Here is an 18,677-nt window from a genome sequence, read left to right as displayed (position 1 = left end):
GCAATGACCGTGACCGAACCGAGCACCATCCACACCGGCCCGGCCTTCCCGTCCGGCTTCGCCTGGGGCGCGGCCACCGCCGCCTACCAGATCGAGGGTGCCGTCACCGAGAACGGGCGCACCCCGTCGATCTGGGACACCTTCAGCCACACCCCGGGCAAGGTGGCCGGCGGCGACACGGGCGACATCGCCGTCGACCACTTCCACCGGTTCCGCGAGGACGTCCGGCTGATGGCCGAACTCGGCCTGACCTCCTACCGGTTCTCGCTGTCCTGGCCGCGGATCCAGCCGACCGGGCGCGGCCCGGCCGTCGAGAGCGGGCTGGACTTCTACCGGGCGCTGACCGACGAGTTGCTGGCCCACGGCATCACCCCGGTCGCCACCCTCTACCACTGGGACCTGCCCCAGCACCTGGAGGAGCTCGGCGGCTGGCCGGCCCGGGACACCGCGTACCGGTTCGCCGACTACGCCGCACTCGCCGCCGAGGCGCTCGGCGACCGGGTCGCCACCTGGACCACCCTGAACGAGCCCTGGTGCAGCGCCTTCCTCGGCTACGGCTCCGGCGTGCACGCCCCGGGGCGGACCGACCCTGCCGACGCGCTCAAGGCCGCCCACCACCTCAACCTCGGCCACGGCCTGGCGGTCGGCGCCCTGCGCGCCGCCCTGCCGCGCACCGCCCAGCTGGCCGTCTCGCTCAACCTGCACCAGATCCGGCCGCTCACCGACCACCCGGACGACCTGGCGGCCGCCCGCCGGATCGACGCCGTCGGCAACCGGGTCTTCACCGGCCCGATGCTGAACGGCGGTTACCCCGCCGACCTGCTCGCCGACACCGCCCACCTGGTCGACTGGGACACCCTGGTCCAGCCCGGCGACCAGGCCGAGATCGGCCGGCCCATCGACCTGCTGGGCATCAACTACTACACCCCGACCGTGGTTTCGAGCGCCGAGAACGCCAAGGACCTCCCCCGCCACGACGGCCACGGCGGCGGCGACCAGTCGCCCTGGCCCGGCGCCGAGGACGTCGCCTTCCACCTCGCCGCCGGCGAACGCACCGCGATGGACTGGCCGATCGACCCGACCGGCCTGACCGACCTGCTGCTCGACGTGCACCGGACGCACCCCGGGCTGCCGATGCTGGTCACCGAGAACGGCGCCGCCTTCGAGGACGTCGTCGGTCCGGACGGCACCGTGGACGACCAGGACCGGATCGCCTACCTGCACGGCCACCTGGCCGCGGTGGCCGACGCGGTGGCGGCCGGGGCCGACGTCCGGGGCTACTACCTCTGGTCGCTGCTGGACAACTTCGAGTGGGCGTACGGGTACGCCAAGCGGTTCGGTGCCGTGCACGTCGACTACGCCACGCTGGCCCGCACCCCGAAGGCCAGCGCCCGCTGGTACGCCGAGGTGATCCGTACCGGAACCCTGCCGGGACAGGGGTGACGACGGCGGCGTGACCTGACCACCCGACCGGTCGTTCTCTCTTGTCGTGCGAGCAAATCACGCGGCCCGGCCGCGAGTCGAGGGCCCGAGCGGCGACCCGGAGTGTCAGGAGCGTCCGGGCCCGGAGCGAGGGGAGCGGGGCCGAGGACGGCTGCCCCGCCCCCGGGCCCGGACACTCGCCGCCGGCGCGGTGCTCGCCCACGTCTGGGGGATCGGCCTCGGGGTGACCAGCGCGTACGCCAGTGACGGCCCGGCCGTCACCGACCTGGTCAACCAGGCCGACGCCCCTGAGCTGTTGGGCCGCCTGACCGGGGCGACGGTGCCCGTACTGGAGCAGCAGACCGCCTCGGTGGCCCGCGCCCTGCAGGACCGGATCAGGACCGACGGGCTGCCGCTGCCCGGCCAGGCCACCACGGTGCCGGACGCCTTCGCGATCGCGGCGGTCCTGCTGCCCGCCGTGCCGCCGCAGCCCCGGGGGGACGGCGAGCCCAGGGCCTCCCGGTCCACCGGGGGTGCCGAGACGGCGCCGGCGGACACCCCGTTGGCCGTCGGCGCCGCGCTGCGCCCGACGGTGGCCGAGTCGGCGTCGGCGGTCACCACCGCCGCTCCCGGCCGGTCCGCGGCGGTCGCCAGGGCCACCGACGTCCAGCTGGTGCAGGGCAGTTGGGAGGCCGTCCAGCCGGAGCCGACGGTGGCCACCGCCGCGCCGGTGGAGACCGAGGGCAAGCTCACCGCCGTGCTGGTCCCGATCGCGGCCGGACTGCTGCTCACCGGGGCGGCGATGTACAAGCACCGGGGCATCCCCAGCGGGCACTGACGTCGGGTCAGCTGATGTCGGGCCAGTTGAGCCAGGGTCAGCGGAAGACGCCCGGCGGGGGCGCCGGGGAGGGTGCCGCCGTGGCGTCGGTGGCCGGGACGGCGCCGGCGGTGAAGTCGGCCAACGGGCGGCCGTGTTCGATCCGGCCGAGGTAGGAGTCGGAGGCCACCCGGCGGCCCAACTCGTCCAGCGGCAACGGCTGGTGAGCGGCGGTCAGGATCAGGTTGCCGAACCGCTTGCCCCGCAGCACCGCCGGATCGGCCGTCAGACAGACCTCCGGGAAAACCGCCAGCAGGGTGGCGACCTGGGAGCGGGCGAAGCCCAGCGTCCCGCCGTCGGCGATGTTCGCGGCGTACCGGCCACCGGGGGCGAGCGCCCGGGCGGCCAGCGCGGCGAACTCGGTCGTGGCGCAGTGGGCCGGGGTCCTGGCGCCCGAGAAGATGTCGGCGATCACCAGGTCGACGGTGCCCTCGGGGGTCCGTTCGAGCACCGCACGCGCGTCGGCACCGCGCACCTTGATCTGCCAGGTGCGCTCCAACGGCAGTTCGGCGCGCACCAGTTCGGTCAGCTCGGGGTCGATCTCGGCGACCTGCTGACGGGACCTCGGCCGGGTCGCGGCGGTGTAGCGGGCCAGCGTCAGGGCGCCACCGCCCAGGTGCAGCACGGTGATCGGCTTGCCGGGCGGGGCCGCGAGGTCGATCAGGTGGCCGAGGCGGCGCTGGTACTCGAAGCCCAGGTGGCTCGGGTCGGCCAGGTCGACCAGGGACTGCGGAGCTCCGTCGAGCAGCAGCGTCCAAGCACTGGGGCGGTCACGGTCCGGGATCAGCTCGGCCAGGCCGGAGCCGACCGGGCGGGCCAGCGACCCCTGTGCGTGCGTACGGCCGCCGGGCGACCCGGCGGGGGCCGTCGTGGCGGGCTCGGCCTCGGTGCGAGCCCGACCGGCCCGGTTGCTGCGTCCCATGGGGCCCATTATCGCCGGGTTGGGCGGGCCGACCGCCCCGGGCGGCGCGGTGACGGGGGGACGGCGGCAGGACGAGGGCGCAGGTCAGAGCGGGCCGAGGCCGCTCGCCGTCAGGGTGCAGGCCGCCTCGCAGAGCGCCGAGCGGAGCACCCACGGGTCGGTCGCCCGGGCCGAGGCGGCCGGACCGGCGGGCGGCATCACCCAGCGCGGGTCGGTCGCGGGGAGCTGCTTGGCCCCCGCCGTACAGCTGGTGCCGGGCAGGTGCCACTGCCCGGCGACCCCGGCGGGGACCAGGAATGCGATCGCCGATCCGCCGCCGGTCTGGTGCACCGTGCCGCAGGCCCGGCGGAGCCGGAGGATGTCCACCGTCTCCAGGCCGTGCCGGACCGGGACGGTGACGGTGTCGAAGCCCACCTGGGCGGGGATCGGGGCCGGCGCCGGGCCGGGGAGGCTCCGGCCTGCCCCGGCCGCGATGCGTCGGTACTGCGGAAGTCCGGTGGCCATGGGGCCCTCCTGTCACCTCGTCAGGTCGGAAGCCTGGAGTCGCTCGATCGAAGGACCGGATCGGTGGGGGCACGACGGTGGGCTTCCACGTATCAGGACAACGCCGGGCGGCCCCGAAAGGCCACGGGGCGACGTACAGCAAGGCATGGCATTTCATGGCGGATCTCGGCAACAGCGCCCGATTTGATGCCAATTGACCGTAGATCACCCCACAACCGGACGTGTTCGGTCCGTGACGGCGAGTACTCTCTGCGCTGGATCGAGGCCCGCCCGGGCCACCGGCACCACCGATCACGGACGCACCACGGACCGACCCCCGACGCACCAGCTCGGAGCGCACCAGATGGCAGCCAAGAGGCCCCTCACCCCCAACGCCGCCATGCGAGCCCTGCGCGGCGACCTCTCCCCCGGCGAGTTCGCGGTGGCGATCCGCCGGGCCGCCCGGGAGATCGGCGAACACGTCTCCTGCGACGCCCGCTACATCGGCCGGGTGGAGGCCGGGGAGATCCGCTGTCCCAACTACGCCTACGAGCGGGTGTTCCGGCACATGTGGCCGGACCGCTCCCTGTCCGAGCTCGGGTTCACCCCGCGTACGGCGGTCCGCCGCCGCGCGGCCGACCCGCCGTCGGTCCCGGCCCCCAGGCTCGGGCCGGGCGGGCCGAACCGGCTCGACGACTCGTACCATCCCGACGAGGAGAACGACGACGTGCGTCGCCGTACATTCCTGAACGGCGGTTCCACCGCCCTGGTGACCGCGCTCGGCCTCGACCTGCCCGCGCAGGCCGCGACGCCGGCCGTCCCGCCCCCGCGCCGGGTCGGCGCGGCCGAGGTGCTCGGGGTCGAGCAGGCCGTCCGCGACATCCGGCTGCTGGACGACGTGCACGGCGCGGACGCCCTGTTCGAGCTGGCCGGGCAGTCGCTGCGCGGCGCGTACGTGATGCTCAACGACGGCGAGTACAGCGCCGCCACCGAGCGCCGACTGCAGTCCGGGGCGGGCGAACTGGCCATCTCGGTCGGGTGGTTGGCCCACGACTCGAACCGCCTGGCGGACGCCCGCTCGTTCTACTCCGAGGCGCTCGCCACCGCCCGGATGGCCAACGACGCGGCCCTGGAGGCGCACGTCTTCTCCAACAGCGCCTTCCTGGCGCGGGACGCGGGCCGGGCCAGGGAAGCCCTCCGGGCCGCCCAGGCCGGGCAGGCCGCGGCCCGGCACCTGGACTCCGACCGGCTGCTCTCGCTGCTGGTCATGCGGGAGGCCGGGGCCTGGGCGCTGCTGCGCGACCGGGCCGCCTGCGAACGGGCGTTGGGCCGGGCCCACACCCTCTTCGACCGCGGCGAGTCGGAGGCCGACCCGGAGTGGATGAGCTTCTTCGGCGAGGCGGAGATCGCCGGCCTGGAGGCCCAGTGCTGGTCCGCCCTCGGCGAGTTCGACCGGGCCACCGACCGGGTCAGCCGGGCGATCTCCCTGCAGGAACCGCACTTCGTCCGCAACCGGGTCCTCTACACCGCCGAACTCGCCCACGACCGCCTCGGCCTCGGCGACCTGGCCGGCGCAGCGGTCCACGGCACGGCCGCCGCCACCCTGCTCGGCCAGGTCCGCTCGGCCCGCATCCGCAGCATGCTCGCCACCACCGCAGACCGGCTGCGCCCACACCGCACCGTCCCGGAGGTCGCCGCGTTCTTCACCACGTACGACGCCGCCTGACGCAGGCGCTCAGCCATCTGAAACCAGGGGCTCGGGGAACTGCGACGCCAGCCTCAGGAGCGTTCAACGTACGTAACTGGTCAGGCACTTTCGCAGTGATACCCGCCAGCCACGAACCCTCGCAGTTCCCCGAGCCCCTGACCGTAGATGCCTAGTCAGAGTGCACAAGGTGACTGGTGTCGTTCCAGATCTCCACCGCCGGCGCCCCGTACTCCCACGACAGCACCGAAAGCGCCGCCGTCCCGAGCTTGAACCGCTGCGCGAACTCGGGCGGCAGCCCCAGCCACCGCGCCGTCAGGATCCGCAGCAGGTGCCCGTGCGCGAACAGCACCACGTCGCGGTCGGCGCAGTGCATGGTGGTGGTGTCCGGATCCGGCGTCCCGTGTGCGGAGTTGAGCTCCGCGAGGAAGGCGTCCACCCGCGCCGCCACGTCGGCGAGCTTCTCGCCGCCGGGGACGCCGTCCCGCCAGATCAGCCAACCGGGGTGGTCGGTGGCCCGGATGTCGGGGCCGGTGCGGCCCTCGTACTGGCCGTAGTCCCACTCCAGCAGTTCGTCCCGTTCGACCGCCCGGTCGCCGAAACCGGCCAGCTCGCAGGTCTCCTTGGCCCGGGACAGCGGGCTGGTGTAGACGAGGGCGTCCGGCAGGCCGTTCCACGGTGCCTTGGCCAGCCGGGCCCCGAGGGCCAGGGCCATCCTGCGGCCCTCCTCGGTGAGCGGGATGTCGGTACGGCCGGTGTGCTGGCCGCTGGCCGACCAGGCGGTCTCGCCATGCCGGACAAGCACGATACGGGCGGGCATGAGCGAACTCCTCGCAGACAAGGGTGCTGATTCGACCTCCCCATGATCCCTCACCGGCCGGGTACTCCGGCGTGGCCGTCCAGGGTCCGGATGGCCCCGGAAGGTCCGGGGAGCGCGTTCCGGGGTGGTTTGTCGGTGCCGGGTGCGAGACTTGGCCGCACCATGAACGTCTTGACCTACGGGCAGGCGGAGCCGGTCGCGCGGCGGCTCCGTGATCTGCGCGGCCCGGCGCCGCAGCGCAGCCTCGACGCCCGGGCGCTGGCCGCGCTCGCCGCCAATCCGGGGTGCCGCCGTCGCGCGGTGCTGGACGCGGCGGGGGTCGACAAGGGGGCGGTCGCCGAGCGGCTCGGGCACCCGGCGCCGTTCGGGCAGTCCCCGTTCGCGATCACCCGGGGGAACGTCTTCGAGGCCCGCCTCAAGGACGACGGCTACGCGGCGCTGCTGGAGCCGCTCCGCCGGCTGCTCGGCGCGCCGCCCGAGGGCGTCGAGCTGGCCGTGCCCGGCTTGCTGCCGCGCTCGGCCCCCGCGACCCGGGCCGAGCGGACGGCCCAGGCGCTGGCCGAGGCCGCCGCCGATCCCGGGCGCTGGACGCTGCTCGACCACCCGATGTTCCGGCTCACCGTGGCGGGCAGCCCGGCCTACCTGGAGCCGGACGCGGTGGTGGTGCACGGCGGCCGCTGCACGGTGGTGGAGATCAAGTCCTTCCCGATCATCGACGGTTCGGCCGACCCGGCCAAGGTCGGGGCGGCCGCCCGGCAGGCCGCGGTGTACGTGCTGGCGCTGCAGGAGACGGCGGCCGGGCTGGCCGGTACGACGGCCGATCAGTCCCCGTACGCCACCGACGAGTTCCCCGGCAGCCCGGAGCTGAGCGTGCTGCTGGTCTGCCCGAGGGACTTCTCCAACCGGCCGACCGCCACCGTGGTGGACGTCCGCCGCGAGCTGGCCACCACCCGTCGGCAGCTGGCCCGGCTGACCGGGATCGAGCAGCTGCTCGACGCCCTCCCGGTCGGTACCAGCTTCGATCTGGCGCCGGATCAGGCCGGGGTGCCGACCCGTCCGGTGGCCGAGCTGACCGAGTCCGTCGCCGCCGTTCCGGCCGCCTACAGTCCGGACTGCCTCTCCACCTGCGAGCTGGGCTTCCACTGCCGGGCACAGGCCCGCTGCGCGGACGCGGTGGAGCAGCTCGGCCGGGGCGTCCGGGGCGAGTTGGGCAGCCTCCGGACGGTCACCGCTGCCCTGGCGGCCGCCACCGACCAGGCCCCGCAGGCCGACCAGGAGGCCGCCGCCCGCCTGTCGTACGCGGCCGCCCTGCGCGCCGAGGCACTCGCAGCAGAAGCCCCGGGAGCCGACCAGTGAGCCTGCTCTCGACGCTGGCCCGGCTGGAGGCGGTCCGCAGCGGGCACGCCGAGCCGCTGGCCACCGTCCGGCACCGGCACCTGTCCGACCGGCCGATGGTGCTGATCCCGCTGGCCGCCGCCGGTGAGGCCGGTGCCCCGCTCGCGGTGCTGCTCGGCACCGAGCGGGATGCGCCCCGGCTGCACCTGGTGCCGCAGCCGCTGAACCGCGGTCAGCGCTTCGAGTTCCTGGCCGACTTCGCCGCCGAGTTGGTGCCCTACCTGGAGTCGTACGGCGCCGAGGTCGAGCAGATCGAGCGCACCGAGAAGGATCCGGAGACCGGCGAGAAGACCCAGACCTTCCGCGAACTCTGCGCCGACGCCCCGCAGTTGATCGTGCCGAACAGCGGCTCGGTCCAGCACCTGGCGCTGCTCGGCCGGTCCACCCGGTTCCGCCGCACCGCCGAGGACCCGGATCCGGGGCCCTACCCGGCACCGACCAGGGTGCCGCTGCTGGGCCGCTGGCTGACGCATCTGACCGAGCGGGCCCAGGTCCCGGGATCCAGTCTGCTGCTGCCGATGACCGGGCTGCTGGCCCGGCACTGGGCGACCGGTCAGAGCCACCTGGAGGACCAGCACCTCGGTGCCCAACTCGCCTGGCACGAACCGCCGTCCGGCGTCGGCGGGGCCGAGCTGGCCACCCGGGTGGAGACCGAGCGGGACGCCGCCGGCCAGTTGCTGCACCCACCGGCGGGCCCGGCCACCGACCCGGCCTTCGACGCCCGGGTGCTGGCCCCGGCGATCACCCGGCACGACACGGCGCTCGCCGCGCTGGCCGCCGCCCAGGACGACCCGGCCAGGCTCCGGGTCAAGCAGACCGCCGAGGAGCTGCACGCCGCGCTGCTCCGGGTGCTGCTGCCCACCTGGCAGGACGTCTGGCGCGGCCTCGACCTGCTCCGCACCCTCCCCCCGGCCGCCCACCTGGCCGAGCGCTGGGAGGGCGACCGCTGGTCCTACACCGGCCACCGCGACCGGCTGGCGGCCGGCGAGCCGCCGCAGCCCAAGCAGGACGACGCGGTCACCGCCGCCCGCAAACTGGCCCAGCGCGAGCGCGAGCAGGCCCGGCTGGACGTCCAGGAGGCGCTGGACGACCCGCTGGCGATGGCCGGGCACCGGCTGTCCGGCGAGGCGTTCGCCGGGGTGGTCACCGAGGTGGTCCCGGAGTACGACACCTCGGGCCGCTCCCCCAAGCCCCGCCCGCTGCTGGTGATCCGGACCACCGACCGCCCGCACGCCGACCCGGGCCGCAAGGTGTACCGGGCCAACCACAGCTCGGCCCAGGAGGCGGTGATCGTCGGGTCGGACCAGGCCGCGGGCACCGTCACCGTCCGGGTGCTGAACGGGATGGGCCGGAAGAAGGAGCCGGAGCCGGGCAGCCTGCCGGAGCCCGGGGAGCGGATCGTGCTGACCCTGTTCGAGCTGACGCCCCGCCAGTCCGCCCCGCTCCCCGAGCCGGACGACACGCCGTGGACGCACGGCGGACCGCCCGGCGGCAGCGATCGTTCGCCTACCGCCACCGAAGAGTGGGAATGACCACCGGCATGACCATCAGTCAGACCAGCCCGGCCCCCGAGCACCCCGGTGCCGCCGCCGACTCCGCCGTGGCCGCGATCCTGGCCGCCACCGTCCACCCCGCCCCGGGGGCGCCGCGCGGGGTGGTGGTCGACTCGCCGCCGGGCGCGGGCAAGTCGACCCTGGTGGTGCGGGCCGCCCGGGAGCTGGTGGCGGGCGGCGAGAAGCTGATGATCGTGGCCCAGACGAACAGTCAGGTGGACGACCTGGTCGGCCGGCTGGCCGAGAAGGGTCCCGATCTGACGATCGGCCGGCTGCACGCCTCCGATGGCAAGCCCGCCGCCGAGCTGTCCCGGTACGCCAACGTCACCGCCGCCGCCAAGGTCGGCGACCTGCTGGAGCAGGACGTGGTGATCTCCACGGCGGCCAAGTGGCAGTGGGTCAAGACCGAGGCGCGCTGGCGGCACGCGATCGTGGACGAGGCGTACCAGATGCGCTCGGACGCGCTGCTCGCCGTGGCCGGGCTGTTCGACCGGGCCCTGTTCGTCGGCGACCCGGGCCAGCTGGACCCGTTCACGGTGGTCGGCACCGACCAGTGGGCGGGCCTGTCCTACGACCCGTCCAGCAGCGCGGTGGTCACCCTGCTCGCGCACAACCCGGAAATCCGGCCGCACCGCCTGCCGGTCTCCTGGCGGCTGCCGTACTCCGCCGCGCCGCTGATCTCGGCCGCCTTCTACCCGTACACCCCGTTCCGCTCCGGCACCGGGCCCGACGACCGGCGGCTGACCACCGGCACCGCCCCGGACGGCTCCGCGCTGGACGCCGCGATCGACGAGGCGGCCGAGCACGGCTGGGCGCTGCTGGAGCTGCCCGCCCGGCACACCGTCCGGACGGATCCGCAGGCGGTGGCCGCCACCGCCGCCACCGTGCACCGGTTGCTCACCCGGGGGCTGACCGCGCACTCGGAGCAGGGCAGCACCCCGCTGACCGCCGACCGGATCGCGGTCGGCACCGCCCACCGGGACCAGGCGGCCGCCGTCCGGGCCGCGCTGCTGCGGCTCGGCGTGCCGGTGGACGGCTCGGTCGGCCCCGCGGTCACCGTGGACACCGCGAACCGGCTGCAGGGCCGCGAGTACGACGTCACCGTCGTGCTGCACCCGCTCTCCGGCCGCCCGGACGCCACCGCCTTCCACCTGGAGACCGGGCGGCTCTGCGTCCTCGCCTCCCGGCACCGGCACGCCTGCATCGTGGTGGCCAGGGCCGGCATCCCCGAGCTGCTGGACGAGCACCCGGCGACCGAGCCGGTCCAGCTCGGGGTGACGATGAAGTTCCCGGATGGCTGGGAGGCCAACCACGCGGTGCTCGCCCAGCTGAACGAACACCGGGTGCAGCTGCGCTAAGGCCCTGCGTCGGTTGGGGGGTGGGTGAAGGAGCGGCGTTGGGGTGCGTGCCTCGGCGGTGCCGAGGAGGGAGTCCATGCGGAGCATCGGCGACTGACGAGAAGCCGGCGAGGTGCGTGCCCCGGCGACGCGACGCCGCCCCCCAACCGACGCAGGGCCTAGGGGGCGCGCGCCGGGGGAATAGCGCCCGCACGCGCACCGTTCCGTTACCGGCCGTTCCCGCGCGACAATGGACGGCAGTCCCCTCACCCGCCACCTCGGAGGTGTCCCCCCATGCCCGACCGCCATCCGCCGGTGTCCGCCCAGCCGGTCGACCGCGAAGCCGTGGCGCCGCTCCCGGCGCAGGCCGGCCCCTCCGCTGGCGAGCCGAGCAGCACCCCGCCCACCACGGCCGAGACCCCGCCGCCGCGCCGCCTGCGGCCGGCCCAGCTGCTGTTCGAGCCGCCCGCCGAGGAGCCCGAGGAGGAACGGTTCTTCGACCTGGAGTCGATCGACGACCCGGCCGAACTGCTCCGCCGCGCCACCGAGTTGACCCTGGCCTTCCGGGTCGCCGCCGAGCGGGCCGCCGACTTCCAGGCGATCGCCGCCGCCCAGCTCGCCGACACCCGCCGGTTCGACGCGCTCTCGCCCGCCGAGATCGCCGCCCGGATCGACTGGACGCCGGACTACGCGGCCCGGATGGTCGAGTACGGCCACACGCTGATCCGGCAGCAGCACAGCGGCGAGCACTGAGCCGCCGCACCCGCCGACACGCCTCTGGCATATGCAGGCGGGAAGGGTACGCCCCTCCCCCGCCCGTTGTCCGCCGAACCCGACTTTCCCGGCGCAGCCCGCCCCGACCGGGCCAGTCTGCTGCCCGTGGACATCTGGACGTATCAATCCGTGGAGTACGTCACCGTGGCCGGGGAGTCCTGGCTGGCCTCCGCGAGTGAGTACCCGCGCAGTATGCGCGCCCTCTGGGAGTCACGCCCGTGGGCGCCGACCGTCCTGCCCTGCGGGCGGGTCTTCGACGTGATCAGCATGCCGGCCGTGTTCGGGCGCGCCGTGCTGGACGAGCTCTGGGCCTCCGGGCCGGGCTGCGGCCCGGTCGCCTCCTTCCGGGGCCGGACCCTGCTGTTCGTCCAGCCGGGCGCGGCGCCCCGGCTGCGTACCCTGCTGGCCTGGGAGGAGTGGGCCCGCGAGGTGCCGCCGCTGCTCTGCCACGGGCAGGGCGACGCGGTGACCGTGCCACCGATCCAGCGGATGGTGGACGCCCCGGTCTCGCCGGGCCAGGGCGCCGGCCGCTGGATCGTCGCACCGGACTCCCGGGAGCCCTGGCTGCCGGGCGCCGCCACGGTGCTCTGGGCCTGCGTCCGGGCCTCCCGGGCCAAAACGCAGCCCGAGGTTTCGGAAGCCTGAAACCGATTTTGGTTCCGCCCGACCACGCTGCTAATGTTTTCCACGTCAGACAGGCGCCGCTAGCTCAGTTGGTTAGAGCAGCTGACTCTTAATCAGCGGGTCCGGGGTTCGAGTCCCTGGCGGCGCACAGACACCAGGAAGGCCCCCACCTCACGGTGGGGGCCTTCCTGCGTTCCCCGGCCGGGTGACCCCCGCCGGAGCGGGGGCCACCGACGGGTCAGCGCCCGCGCAGCGAGCGGTAGTTCGCCACCAGCGCGGCGGTCGAGCTGTCCAGCGCGGCGGTGCCCTCACCGGTCAGCAGCACCGGCTCGATCCGCTTGGCCAGCACCTTGCCGAGCTCGACGCCCCACTGGTCGAAGGAGTCGATGTTCCACACCGCGCCCTGGACGAACACCTTGTGCTCGTACAGCGCGACCAGCTGACCGAGCACCGACGGGGTGAGCTCGGCGGCCAGCACGGTGGTGGTCGGGTGGTTGCCCTGGAAGGTCTTGTGCGGGACCAGCTCGGCGGGCACGCCCTCGGCGGCGACCTCCTCGGCGGTCTTGCCGAAGGCCAGCGCCTGGGTCTGGGCGAAGAAGTTGGCCATCAGCAGGTCGTGCTGCGCGGCCAGCGCCGGGCTCAGCTCGGCGACCGGCTTCGCGAAGCCGATGAAATCGGCCGGGATCACCTTGGTGCCCTGGTGCAGCAGCTGGTAGTACGCGTGCTGGCCGTTGGTGCCGGGGGTGCCCCAGACCACCGGGCCGGTCTGCCACGCCACCGGATTGCCGTCCCGGTCGACCGACTTGCCGTTGGACTCCATGTCGAGCTGCTGGAGGTAGGCGGTGAAGCGCGCCAGGTAGTGCGAGTACGGCAGCACCGCGTGCGCCTGGGCGTCGAAGAACGCGCCGTACCAGACGCCCAGCAGGCCGAGCAGCAGCGGGACGTTCTCCTCGGCGGGCGCGGTGCGGAAGTGCTCGTCGACCAGGTGGAAGCCGTCCAGCATCTCGCGGAAGTGGTCCGGGCCGATCGCGATCATCAGCGAGAGGCCGATCGCGGAGTCGTACGAGTAGCGGCCGCCGACCCAGTCCCAGAACTCGAACATGTTGGCCACGTCGATGCCGAAGTCGGCGACGCCGGCCTCGTTGGTGGAGAGCGCCACGAAGTGCTTGGCGACCGCCTCCTGACCGGCCCCCAGCTCGCCGAGCAGCCACTCCCGCGCCGAGGTGGCGTTGGTGATGGTCTCGATCGTGGTGAAGGTCTTGGAGGCGACGATGAACAGCGTCTCGGCGGCGTCCAGGTCGCGGACCGCCTCGTGCAGGTCGGCGCCGTCCACGTTGGAGACGAAACGGACCGTCAGGTCGCGCTGCGCGTAGGAGCGGAGCACCTCGTACGCCATCGCGGGGCCGAGGTCGGAGCCGCCGATGCCGATATTGACGATGTTCCTGATCCGCTTGCCGGTCTGCCCGGTCCACGCGCCGGAGCGGACCCGGTCGGCGAAGGCCGCCATCTTGTCGAGCACCGCGTGCACGGCGGGCACCACGTTCTCGCCGTCCACCTCGACCACCGCGCCGCGCGGGGCGCGCAGGGCGGTGTGCAGGACGGCCCGGTCCTCGGTGATGTTGATCTTCTCGCCGCGGAACATCGCGTCGCGCAGCTCGGCGACGCCGGTGGCGGCCGCCAACTCCCGCAGCAGGCCCAGGGTCTGGTCGGTCACCAGCTGCTTGGAGTAGTCCACCAGCAGGTCGCCGACCCGCAGCGTGTAGTCGGCGCCGCGGCCGGAGTCGGCCGCGAACAGCTCGCGCAGGTGGGTGTCACCGAACTCCTCCCGGTGCTTGGCCAGTGCCGTCCACTGCGGCAGCCGGTCCAGGGGGGTACGGTTCAGCGCCGTCATCGGTTGCTCCTCGAAGTCATCCGGTGGTGATTACCGGCAGGCCCAGCGGGAGGGTGACGCGAGGTCCGGCGGTAGTACAGGGTGGGGTGCGCCGACTCCGTTGACGGCCTGCCCGGGCCAGCCTACGCGTCCTGGCGGGCCGTCACCCGCGCCGCCACCTGCGGTCACGGACACTTCGCCGGTTCCACACCCGCAGGTCACCTGACCAGCTCAGACCCGCCGGGAGCGCAGGTCGAGCTTGCGCATCACCTGGTCGGCGATCTCCGGATCGCCGCCTGGCTCGCCCCGGGCGGCCAGCACCTCGCGGCGGGAGGCGGCGATCATCTCCTGCTCGATGTCGGCGGCGGCCTGCCACTGGACGAACCGCTCCCTGGCCTCCTGCGCCTCCTCCTCGGCGTACTTCTCCGGGCAGAGCCTGGCCAGCCGGTCGTGCTGACGCTCCCGCAGCCGCTCGACCACCTCGGGCTGCAGGTCGCGCTCGTCCTCCAGCTCGCCGAGCCGGGTCAGTCCGGCCTTGGCGGCCCGCCACCACATCCGCTTGACCGCCTCCTCGTGCGCGTCCGCCGCGCCGCCGAGGCCGAGCAGCCGGACCACCAGAGGCAGCGTCAGACCCTGGACCAGCAGGGTGAACAGCACCACCGCGAAGGCGACCACCACGATCTCCTCCCGGCCGGGGAAGGACGCACCGCCGTCGATGGTGAGCGGGATGCCGAGCGCCAGCGCGACGGTGGCCACCCCGCGCATCCCGGACCACCAGAGCACCAGCGTCTCCCGCCAGCTGATCGGGGTGTCCTCGTCCGCCCGGCTGACCCGCTTGGAGATCCAGGCGGCCGGCAGCAGCCAGAGCAGCCGGACCAGCACCAGGGCGCCGATCACCCAGGCCGCGTCGCCGACCATGCCGTGCCAGCGGTCCTTCACCTCCGCCAGCAGCGGCGCCAGCTCCAGGCCGATCAGCCCGAACGCGACCCCGGTGATCAGGATCTCGACGATCTCCCAGAAGGCGTTGCCGACCAGCCGGTACGCCACGTCGTCGGCGTCGGCGGCCCGGTCGGCCAGGTAGAGCGCGCAGACCACCACGGCCAGCACACCCGAGCCGTGCACCTCCTCGGCCAGCACGTACGCGGCGAACGGCACCAGCAGGTTGAGCGCGACCTGCTGGGTCGGGTCGTCCAGCAGGCCGGCCAGCTTCGCGTTCAGCCAGCCCAGCGCGACCCCGATCACCACCGCGAGCACCGCCGAGAGCACGAACCGCAGCGCCGCGCCGCCCGCCGAGAAGTCCCCGGTCACCACCGCCTGGACGGCCACCGAGTAGATGACGATCGCGGTCACGTCGTTGAACAGGCCCTCGCTCTCCAGCACCGCGACCAGCCGCCGGGGCAGTCCGACGCTGCCCGCCACCGCGACGGCCGCGACCGGGTCGGGCGGCGAGACCAGCGCACCGAGGGCGACGGCGGCGGCCAGCGGGAGGGTGGGCACCAGCCAGTGGAAGACCCCGGCCACCACCGTGGTGGTGACGATCACCAGGCCGACCGCGAGCAGCAGGATCGAGCGGATGTTGGCCCGGAAGTATCGGACCGAGGAGCGCCGGGCCACCGCGAAGATCAGCGGTGGCAGCACCAGCGGCAGGATCAGCTCGGGGTCGATGGTCACGTCCGGCACCTGCGGCAGCCAGGCGAACAGCATCCCGATCGCGGTCATCAGCACCGGTTGCGGCACCCGGGTGAGCCGGGCCATCGGGATGGTCACCACCGAGGCGAGCAGCACCAGGAAGAGCAGTGACAGCTGGCCCACGGAGTGAGGTCCTCTCGGTTCTGAACGATTCTGACGATCCCTCGGGCCAGGATAAATCTGACAATGCGCCAGGCCACGCTCCGGCTCGCCGTCGGGTACTTGACTTCAAGCGCGCTTGAACATCCAGAGTGGACGGAAGAAGCCGAGAGCCAAGAGGAGCGGTCCCATGCTGGCGTCGATGTTCAACGAACCCGGTGGCCCCGAGGTGCTGTACGTGGGGGAGCTGCCGGTGCCCGTGCCCGGCCCGGGCGAGGTGCTGGTCCGGGTGCTGGCGGCCGGCATCCAGCCGGCCGACACCGCCGTCCGGTCCGGCTGGTCGCCGCCGGGCGCGGAGATCACGTACCCGGCGGTCCCGGGCAACGAGTTCGCCGGGGTGGTCGAGCAGCTCGGCCCCGGCAGCTTCGGCTGGGAGGTGGGCGACGAGGTGCTCGGCTTCCGGCTGCTGAACTGCCACGCCCAGCACGTCGCGGTGGACGGCGCCCAGCTGGTGCCCAAGCCCGCCGGGATGAGCTGGGCCGAGGCGGGTTCGTTCTCCGCCTCCGCGCAGACCGCGCACGTCGCGCTGACCGAGCTGAAGGTCGGCCGGGGCGACACGGTGCTGATCCACGGCGCCTCGGGCGGGGTCGGCACGGTCGCCGTCCAGCTGGCCCGGGCCTGGGGCGCCACCGTGATCGGCACCGCGAGCGAGCGCAACCACGCCTACCTGCGCGAGCTCGGCGCGATCCCGGTCACGTACGGCGAGGGCCTGGCCGACCGGGTCCGCGAGCTGGCGCCGGACGGGGTGGACGCCGCGCTGGACGCGGCCGGGCGGGGCGCGCTGGAGGTCTCGGTCGAGCTGGTCCCCGACCAGGCGCGGATCGGCACCATCGTCGACTACGCCGGCGCCCAGCGGCTCGGCCTGACCGCCCTGCGCGGCCCGCGCACCGCCGCCCGGCTGGCCGAGCTGACCGAGGTCTGGGAGTCCGGCGCGCTCCGGCTGGAGATCGCCGCGACCTTCCCGCTGGCGCGGGCGGCCGAGGCCCACCGGCTGGTGGAGGACGGACACGTCCGGGGCAAGGCGGTCATCACCCCCTGGGCGGACTGATTTCTGCTTTCCGCTGCTGACCAGGTAATGTTCTCTTCGTCAGCAGGCGCCGCTAGCTCAGTTGGTTAGAGCAGCTGACTCTTAATCAGCGGGTCCGGGGTTCGAGTCCCTGGCGGCGCACAGACAGTCGGAAGGCCCTCCACCTCGGTGGAGGGCCTTCCGTCGTTCACCGGCTCACGGCCAGTAGCTGTCGAAGTTCTTCGAGAACTCCCGGGTGCCGTTGTACTGGTCCCAGTTGATCGACCAGGTCATCAGGCCGCGCAGGTTGGGCTGGGCCCCGCTGCGCGGGACGTACGTGCCGCAGTTGGTGAGCTTGGTCAGGCAGTCCAGCGCCTTGTTCACCTCGGCCGGGCCGACGTAGCCGTTACCGGCGTTGGTGGTGGCCGGCATGCCGATGGCGAGCTGCGAGGCGGCCAGCGGGGGGAACATGTTGGCGGTGTTGCCCGCCACCGGGAAGCCCTTGAGCAGCATGTCGGTCATCGCGACGTGGAAGTCGGCGCCGCCCATCGAGTGGTACTGGTTGTCCAGGCCCATGATCGAGCCGGAGTTGTAGTCCTGGACGTGCAGCAGGGTGAGGTCGTTGCGCATCGCGTGGATCACCGGCAGGTAGGCGCCCGCGCGCGGGTCCTGGCCGCCCCAGGGGCCCGAGCCGTAGTACTGGTAGCCGAGCTGGACGAAGAAGGTCTCCGGCGCCATGGTCAGCACGAAGTTCTGGCCGTACTTGGCCTTGAGCGTCTTCAGCGCCGAGATCAGGTTGACCACCACCGGCGAGGTCGGGTTCTTGAAGTCGGTGTCGCCGGTGTTCAGCGACAGCGAGTGGCCCTCGAAGTCGATGTCCAGGCCGTTCAGGCCCCACTTGTCGATGATCGCCGAGACCGAGCTGACGAAGGTGTCCCGGGCGGCCGTGGTGGTGAGCTGGACCTGCCCGTTCTGGCCGCCGATCGAGATCAGCACCTTCTTGCCCTTGGCCTGCTTGGCCGCGATCGCCGCCTTGAAGTCGGCGTCCGACTCCACCCCGGCGCACTCGGTGGCCGGGCAGCGGTTGAACCGGATGTCGCCCGAGGTCACCGAGGTCGGCTCGCCGAACGAGAGGTTGATGACGTCCCAGGAGTCCGGGATGTCGGCGACCTTGGTGTAGCCGGCGCCGTTGGCGAAGCTGGCGTGCAGGTAGCCGACCAACGCGTGCGCGGGCAGACCGTTCGGCGGCGGGGTCGAGACCGAGGGGGACGGGGACGGCGAGGCCGACGCGGAGGCGGACGGCGAGGCGGAGACCGACGGCGAAGGCGGAGACCGACGGCGAAGGCGGCGGGTCGGTGATCACGGTGAAGCTCGGCGAGGGGCTCGGCCCGCCGGGGCCGTCCAGCGAGAGGTCGTCGGCGTAGTAGGTGCCCTGCCCGTACCAGCCGTGGGTGTACACGGTGGCGCTGGTCTGCGAGGCGGTGGTGGTGAAGCTGACCGAGAGCTTCTGGAAGGCGCCGCCGGTGCCCGGGGTCCAGGTGCTGGTGCCGCCGTCCACACCCAGGTAGACGTACGCGCCCTTGACCCAGCCGGTCAGCTGGTACGTGGTGCTCGGCTTGACCGTGACGGTCTGGCTGCACTTGGCGTTGTCGCTCGCGCTGGCGGCCGCCGCGAGGGCGTAACCGCCGCTCCTGGACTGGCCGGTGACGCTGCCTAGCCCGCCGGTGCAGCTCCACGGGGAGACGCTGCCGGTCTCGAAGCCGCCGTTGCTGAGGAACTCGCCGGCGCTCGCGGTCGGCGCCAGGGTGAAGCTGAGCGCGACGGCACCTGCCGCGGCCGTGCTCCAGGCGGTCGCGGCGGCGACCACCCTTCTGGTGGTTCGGGGAGTTCGCATGTGGGGATGCTCCTGCCTCGATCTGTGGGGGTTGTCCAACTCGCCTCTGGGGAAGGCACGGTGCGGGGAAACCAGATTGGACTGGACCACTGAAGCGGTTCCGGCGCACGAGTGTCAATGGTCTGAACCACAGCAACCGAGCCCCGT

The 18,677-nt window shown here is 73.4% G+C and carries 14 protein-coding genes, 2 tRNA genes and 1 pseudogene; 11 read left to right on the top strand and 6 right to left on the bottom strand.

Annotation, left to right across the window (positions count from 1 at the left end):
• Positions 1-3: 3 nt before the first annotated feature.
• Both F4556_RS23720 and F4556_RS23715 read left to right on the top strand, forming a co-directional pair.
• The gene (locus tag F4556_RS23720; protein WP_184919336.1) at positions 4-1,443 is read left to right on the top strand and encodes a GH1 family beta-glucosidase; all 1,440 of its coding nucleotides are present in this window, start codon (positions 4-6) and stop codon (positions 1,441-1,443) included.
• A 46-nt stretch (positions 1,444-1,489) separates the two neighbouring features.
• The gene (locus F4556_RS23715; RefSeq protein WP_184919334.1) at positions 1,490-2,260 is read left to right on the top strand and encodes a hypothetical protein; all 771 of its coding nucleotides are present in this window, start codon (positions 1,490-1,492) and stop codon (positions 2,258-2,260) included.
• 37 nt (positions 2,261-2,297) lie between these two features.
• Here the strand turns inward: F4556_RS23715 and F4556_RS23710 are convergent, their stop codons facing one another.
• Complete coding sequence (locus F4556_RS23710) at positions 2,298-3,221, bottom strand: spermidine synthase (RefSeq protein WP_376775743.1); 924 nt, start codon at positions 3,219-3,221, stop codon at positions 2,298-2,300.
• An 84-nt stretch (positions 3,222-3,305) separates the two neighbouring features.
• Positions 3,306-3,725: a hypothetical protein gene (locus tag F4556_RS23705; RefSeq protein WP_221503682.1), complete on the bottom strand. Its 420-nt coding sequence runs from the start codon at positions 3,723-3,725 to the stop codon at positions 3,306-3,308.
• 343 nt (positions 3,726-4,068) lie between these two features.
• Between F4556_RS23705 and F4556_RS23700 the strand changes: the two genes are divergently transcribed.
• Positions 4,069-5,430: an NsdA family TPR-like regulatory protein gene (locus F4556_RS23700; RefSeq protein WP_184919330.1), complete on the top strand. Its 1,362-nt coding sequence runs from the start codon at positions 4,069-4,071 to the stop codon at positions 5,428-5,430.
• A gap of 151 nt (positions 5,431-5,581) precedes the next feature.
• Here F4556_RS23700 and F4556_RS23695 read toward each other — a convergent pair whose 3' ends face one another.
• Entirely contained in the window at positions 5,582-6,229 is a 648-nt protein-coding gene (locus F4556_RS23695) for a histidine phosphatase family protein (protein WP_184919328.1), read from the bottom strand.
• A 162-nt stretch (positions 6,230-6,391) separates the two neighbouring features.
• Here F4556_RS23695 and F4556_RS23690 point away from each other — a divergent pair, with 162 nt between their 5' ends.
• The 6 genes from F4556_RS23690 to F4556_RS23665 all read left to right on the top strand — a co-directional run bounded on the left by F4556_RS23690 (position 6,392) and on the right by F4556_RS23665 (position 12,060).
• Positions 6,392-7,585, top strand: a complete 1,194-nt coding sequence (locus F4556_RS23690; RefSeq protein ID WP_184919326.1) for a hypothetical protein — start codon at positions 6,392-6,394, stop codon at positions 7,583-7,585.
• Positions 7,582-9,156: a hypothetical protein gene (locus F4556_RS23685; RefSeq protein ID WP_184919324.1), complete on the top strand. Its 1,575-nt coding sequence runs from the start codon at positions 7,582-7,584 to the stop codon at positions 9,154-9,156. Before F4556_RS23690 ends, F4556_RS23685 begins: the two co-directional genes overlap by 4 nt.
• An 8-nt stretch (positions 9,157-9,164) precedes the next feature.
• The gene (locus tag F4556_RS23680; protein ID WP_184919321.1) at positions 9,165-10,535 is read left to right on the top strand and encodes a DEAD/DEAH box helicase family protein; all 1,371 of its coding nucleotides are present in this window, start codon (positions 9,165-9,167) and stop codon (positions 10,533-10,535) included.
• Between the two features lie 414 nt (positions 10,536-10,949).
• The gene (locus F4556_RS23675) at positions 10,950-11,267 is read left to right on the top strand and encodes a DUF8844 domain-containing protein (protein ID WP_184925066.1); all 318 of its coding nucleotides are present in this window, start codon (positions 10,950-10,952) and stop codon (positions 11,265-11,267) included.
• Positions 11,268-11,393: 126 nt separating this feature from the next.
• On the top strand, positions 11,394-11,933 hold the full coding sequence (locus F4556_RS23670; protein WP_184919319.1) for a bifunctional DNA primase/polymerase: 540 nt from the start codon (positions 11,394-11,396) through the stop codon (positions 11,931-11,933).
• A gap of 53 nt (positions 11,934-11,986) precedes the next feature.
• A tRNA-Lys gene (locus F4556_RS23665) sits at positions 11,987-12,060 on the top strand.
• Positions 12,061-12,150: 90 nt separating this feature from the next.
• Here the strand turns inward: F4556_RS23665 and pgi are convergent.
• Complete coding sequence (gene pgi / locus F4556_RS23660; protein WP_184919317.1) at positions 12,151-13,803, bottom strand: glucose-6-phosphate isomerase; 1,653 nt, start codon at positions 13,801-13,803, stop codon at positions 12,151-12,153.
• A gap of 210 nt (positions 13,804-14,013) precedes the next feature.
• The gene (locus F4556_RS23655) at positions 14,014-15,594 is read right to left on the bottom strand and encodes a Na+/H+ antiporter (protein ID WP_184919315.1); all 1,581 of its coding nucleotides are present in this window, start codon (positions 15,592-15,594) and stop codon (positions 14,014-14,016) included.
• A gap of 166 nt (positions 15,595-15,760) precedes the next feature.
• Here F4556_RS23655 and F4556_RS23650 point away from each other — a divergent pair, with 166 nt between their 5' ends.
• Together F4556_RS23650 and F4556_RS23645 are read left to right on the top strand one after the other, a co-directional pair.
• The gene (locus F4556_RS23650) at positions 15,761-16,678 is read left to right on the top strand and encodes an NADP-dependent oxidoreductase (protein WP_184919314.1); all 918 of its coding nucleotides are present in this window, start codon (positions 15,761-15,763) and stop codon (positions 16,676-16,678) included.
• Between the two features lie 46 nt (positions 16,679-16,724).
• A tRNA-Lys gene (locus F4556_RS23645) sits at positions 16,725-16,798 on the top strand.
• 54 nt (positions 16,799-16,852) lie between these two features.
• Here the strand turns inward: F4556_RS23645 and F4556_RS23640 are convergent.
• A pseudogene (locus F4556_RS23640) lies at positions 16,853-18,530 on the bottom strand (chitinase).
• Positions 18,531-18,677 lie beyond the last annotated feature (147 nt).

It is taken from the genome of Kitasatospora gansuensis (genome assembly GCF_014203705.1).
Taxonomy (GTDB): domain Bacteria; phylum Actinomycetota; class Actinomycetes; order Streptomycetales; family Streptomycetaceae; genus Kitasatospora; species Kitasatospora gansuensis.
Note: the sequence above shows the minus strand (reverse complement) of the source record. Positions and strands in the feature narration are given on the sequence as shown.

Bases quoted from the DNA above. Each gene is read 5' to 3' on its own strand.
- F4556_RS23720 (WP_184919336.1), top strand. From the start codon at position 4: ATGACCGTGACCGAACCGAGCACCATCCACACCGGCCCGGCCTTCCCG.
- F4556_RS23710 (WP_376775743.1), bottom strand. From the start codon at position 3,221: ATGGGACGCAGCAACCGGGCCGGTCGGGCTCGCACCGAGGCCGAGCCC.
- F4556_RS23705 (WP_221503682.1), bottom strand. From the start codon at position 3,725: ATGGCCACCGGACTTCCGCAGTACCGACGCATCGCGGCCGGGGCAGGC.
- F4556_RS23700 (WP_184919330.1), top strand. From the start codon at position 4,069: ATGGCAGCCAAGAGGCCCCTCACCCCCAACGCCGCCATGCGAGCCCTG.
- F4556_RS23695 (WP_184919328.1), bottom strand. From the start codon at position 6,229: ATGCCCGCCCGTATCGTGCTTGTCCGGCATGGCGAGACCGCCTGGTCG.
- F4556_RS23690 (WP_184919326.1), top strand. From the start codon at position 6,392: ATGAACGTCTTGACCTACGGGCAGGCGGAGCCGGTCGCGCGGCGGCTC.
- F4556_RS23680 (WP_184919321.1), top strand. From the start codon at position 9,165: ATGACCATCAGTCAGACCAGCCCGGCCCCCGAGCACCCCGGTGCCGCC.
- pgi (WP_184919317.1), bottom strand. From the start codon at position 13,803: ATGACGGCGCTGAACCGTACCCCCCTGGACCGGCTGCCGCAGTGGACG.
- F4556_RS23650 (WP_184919314.1), top strand. From the start codon at position 15,761: ATGCTGGCGTCGATGTTCAACGAACCCGGTGGCCCCGAGGTGCTGTAC.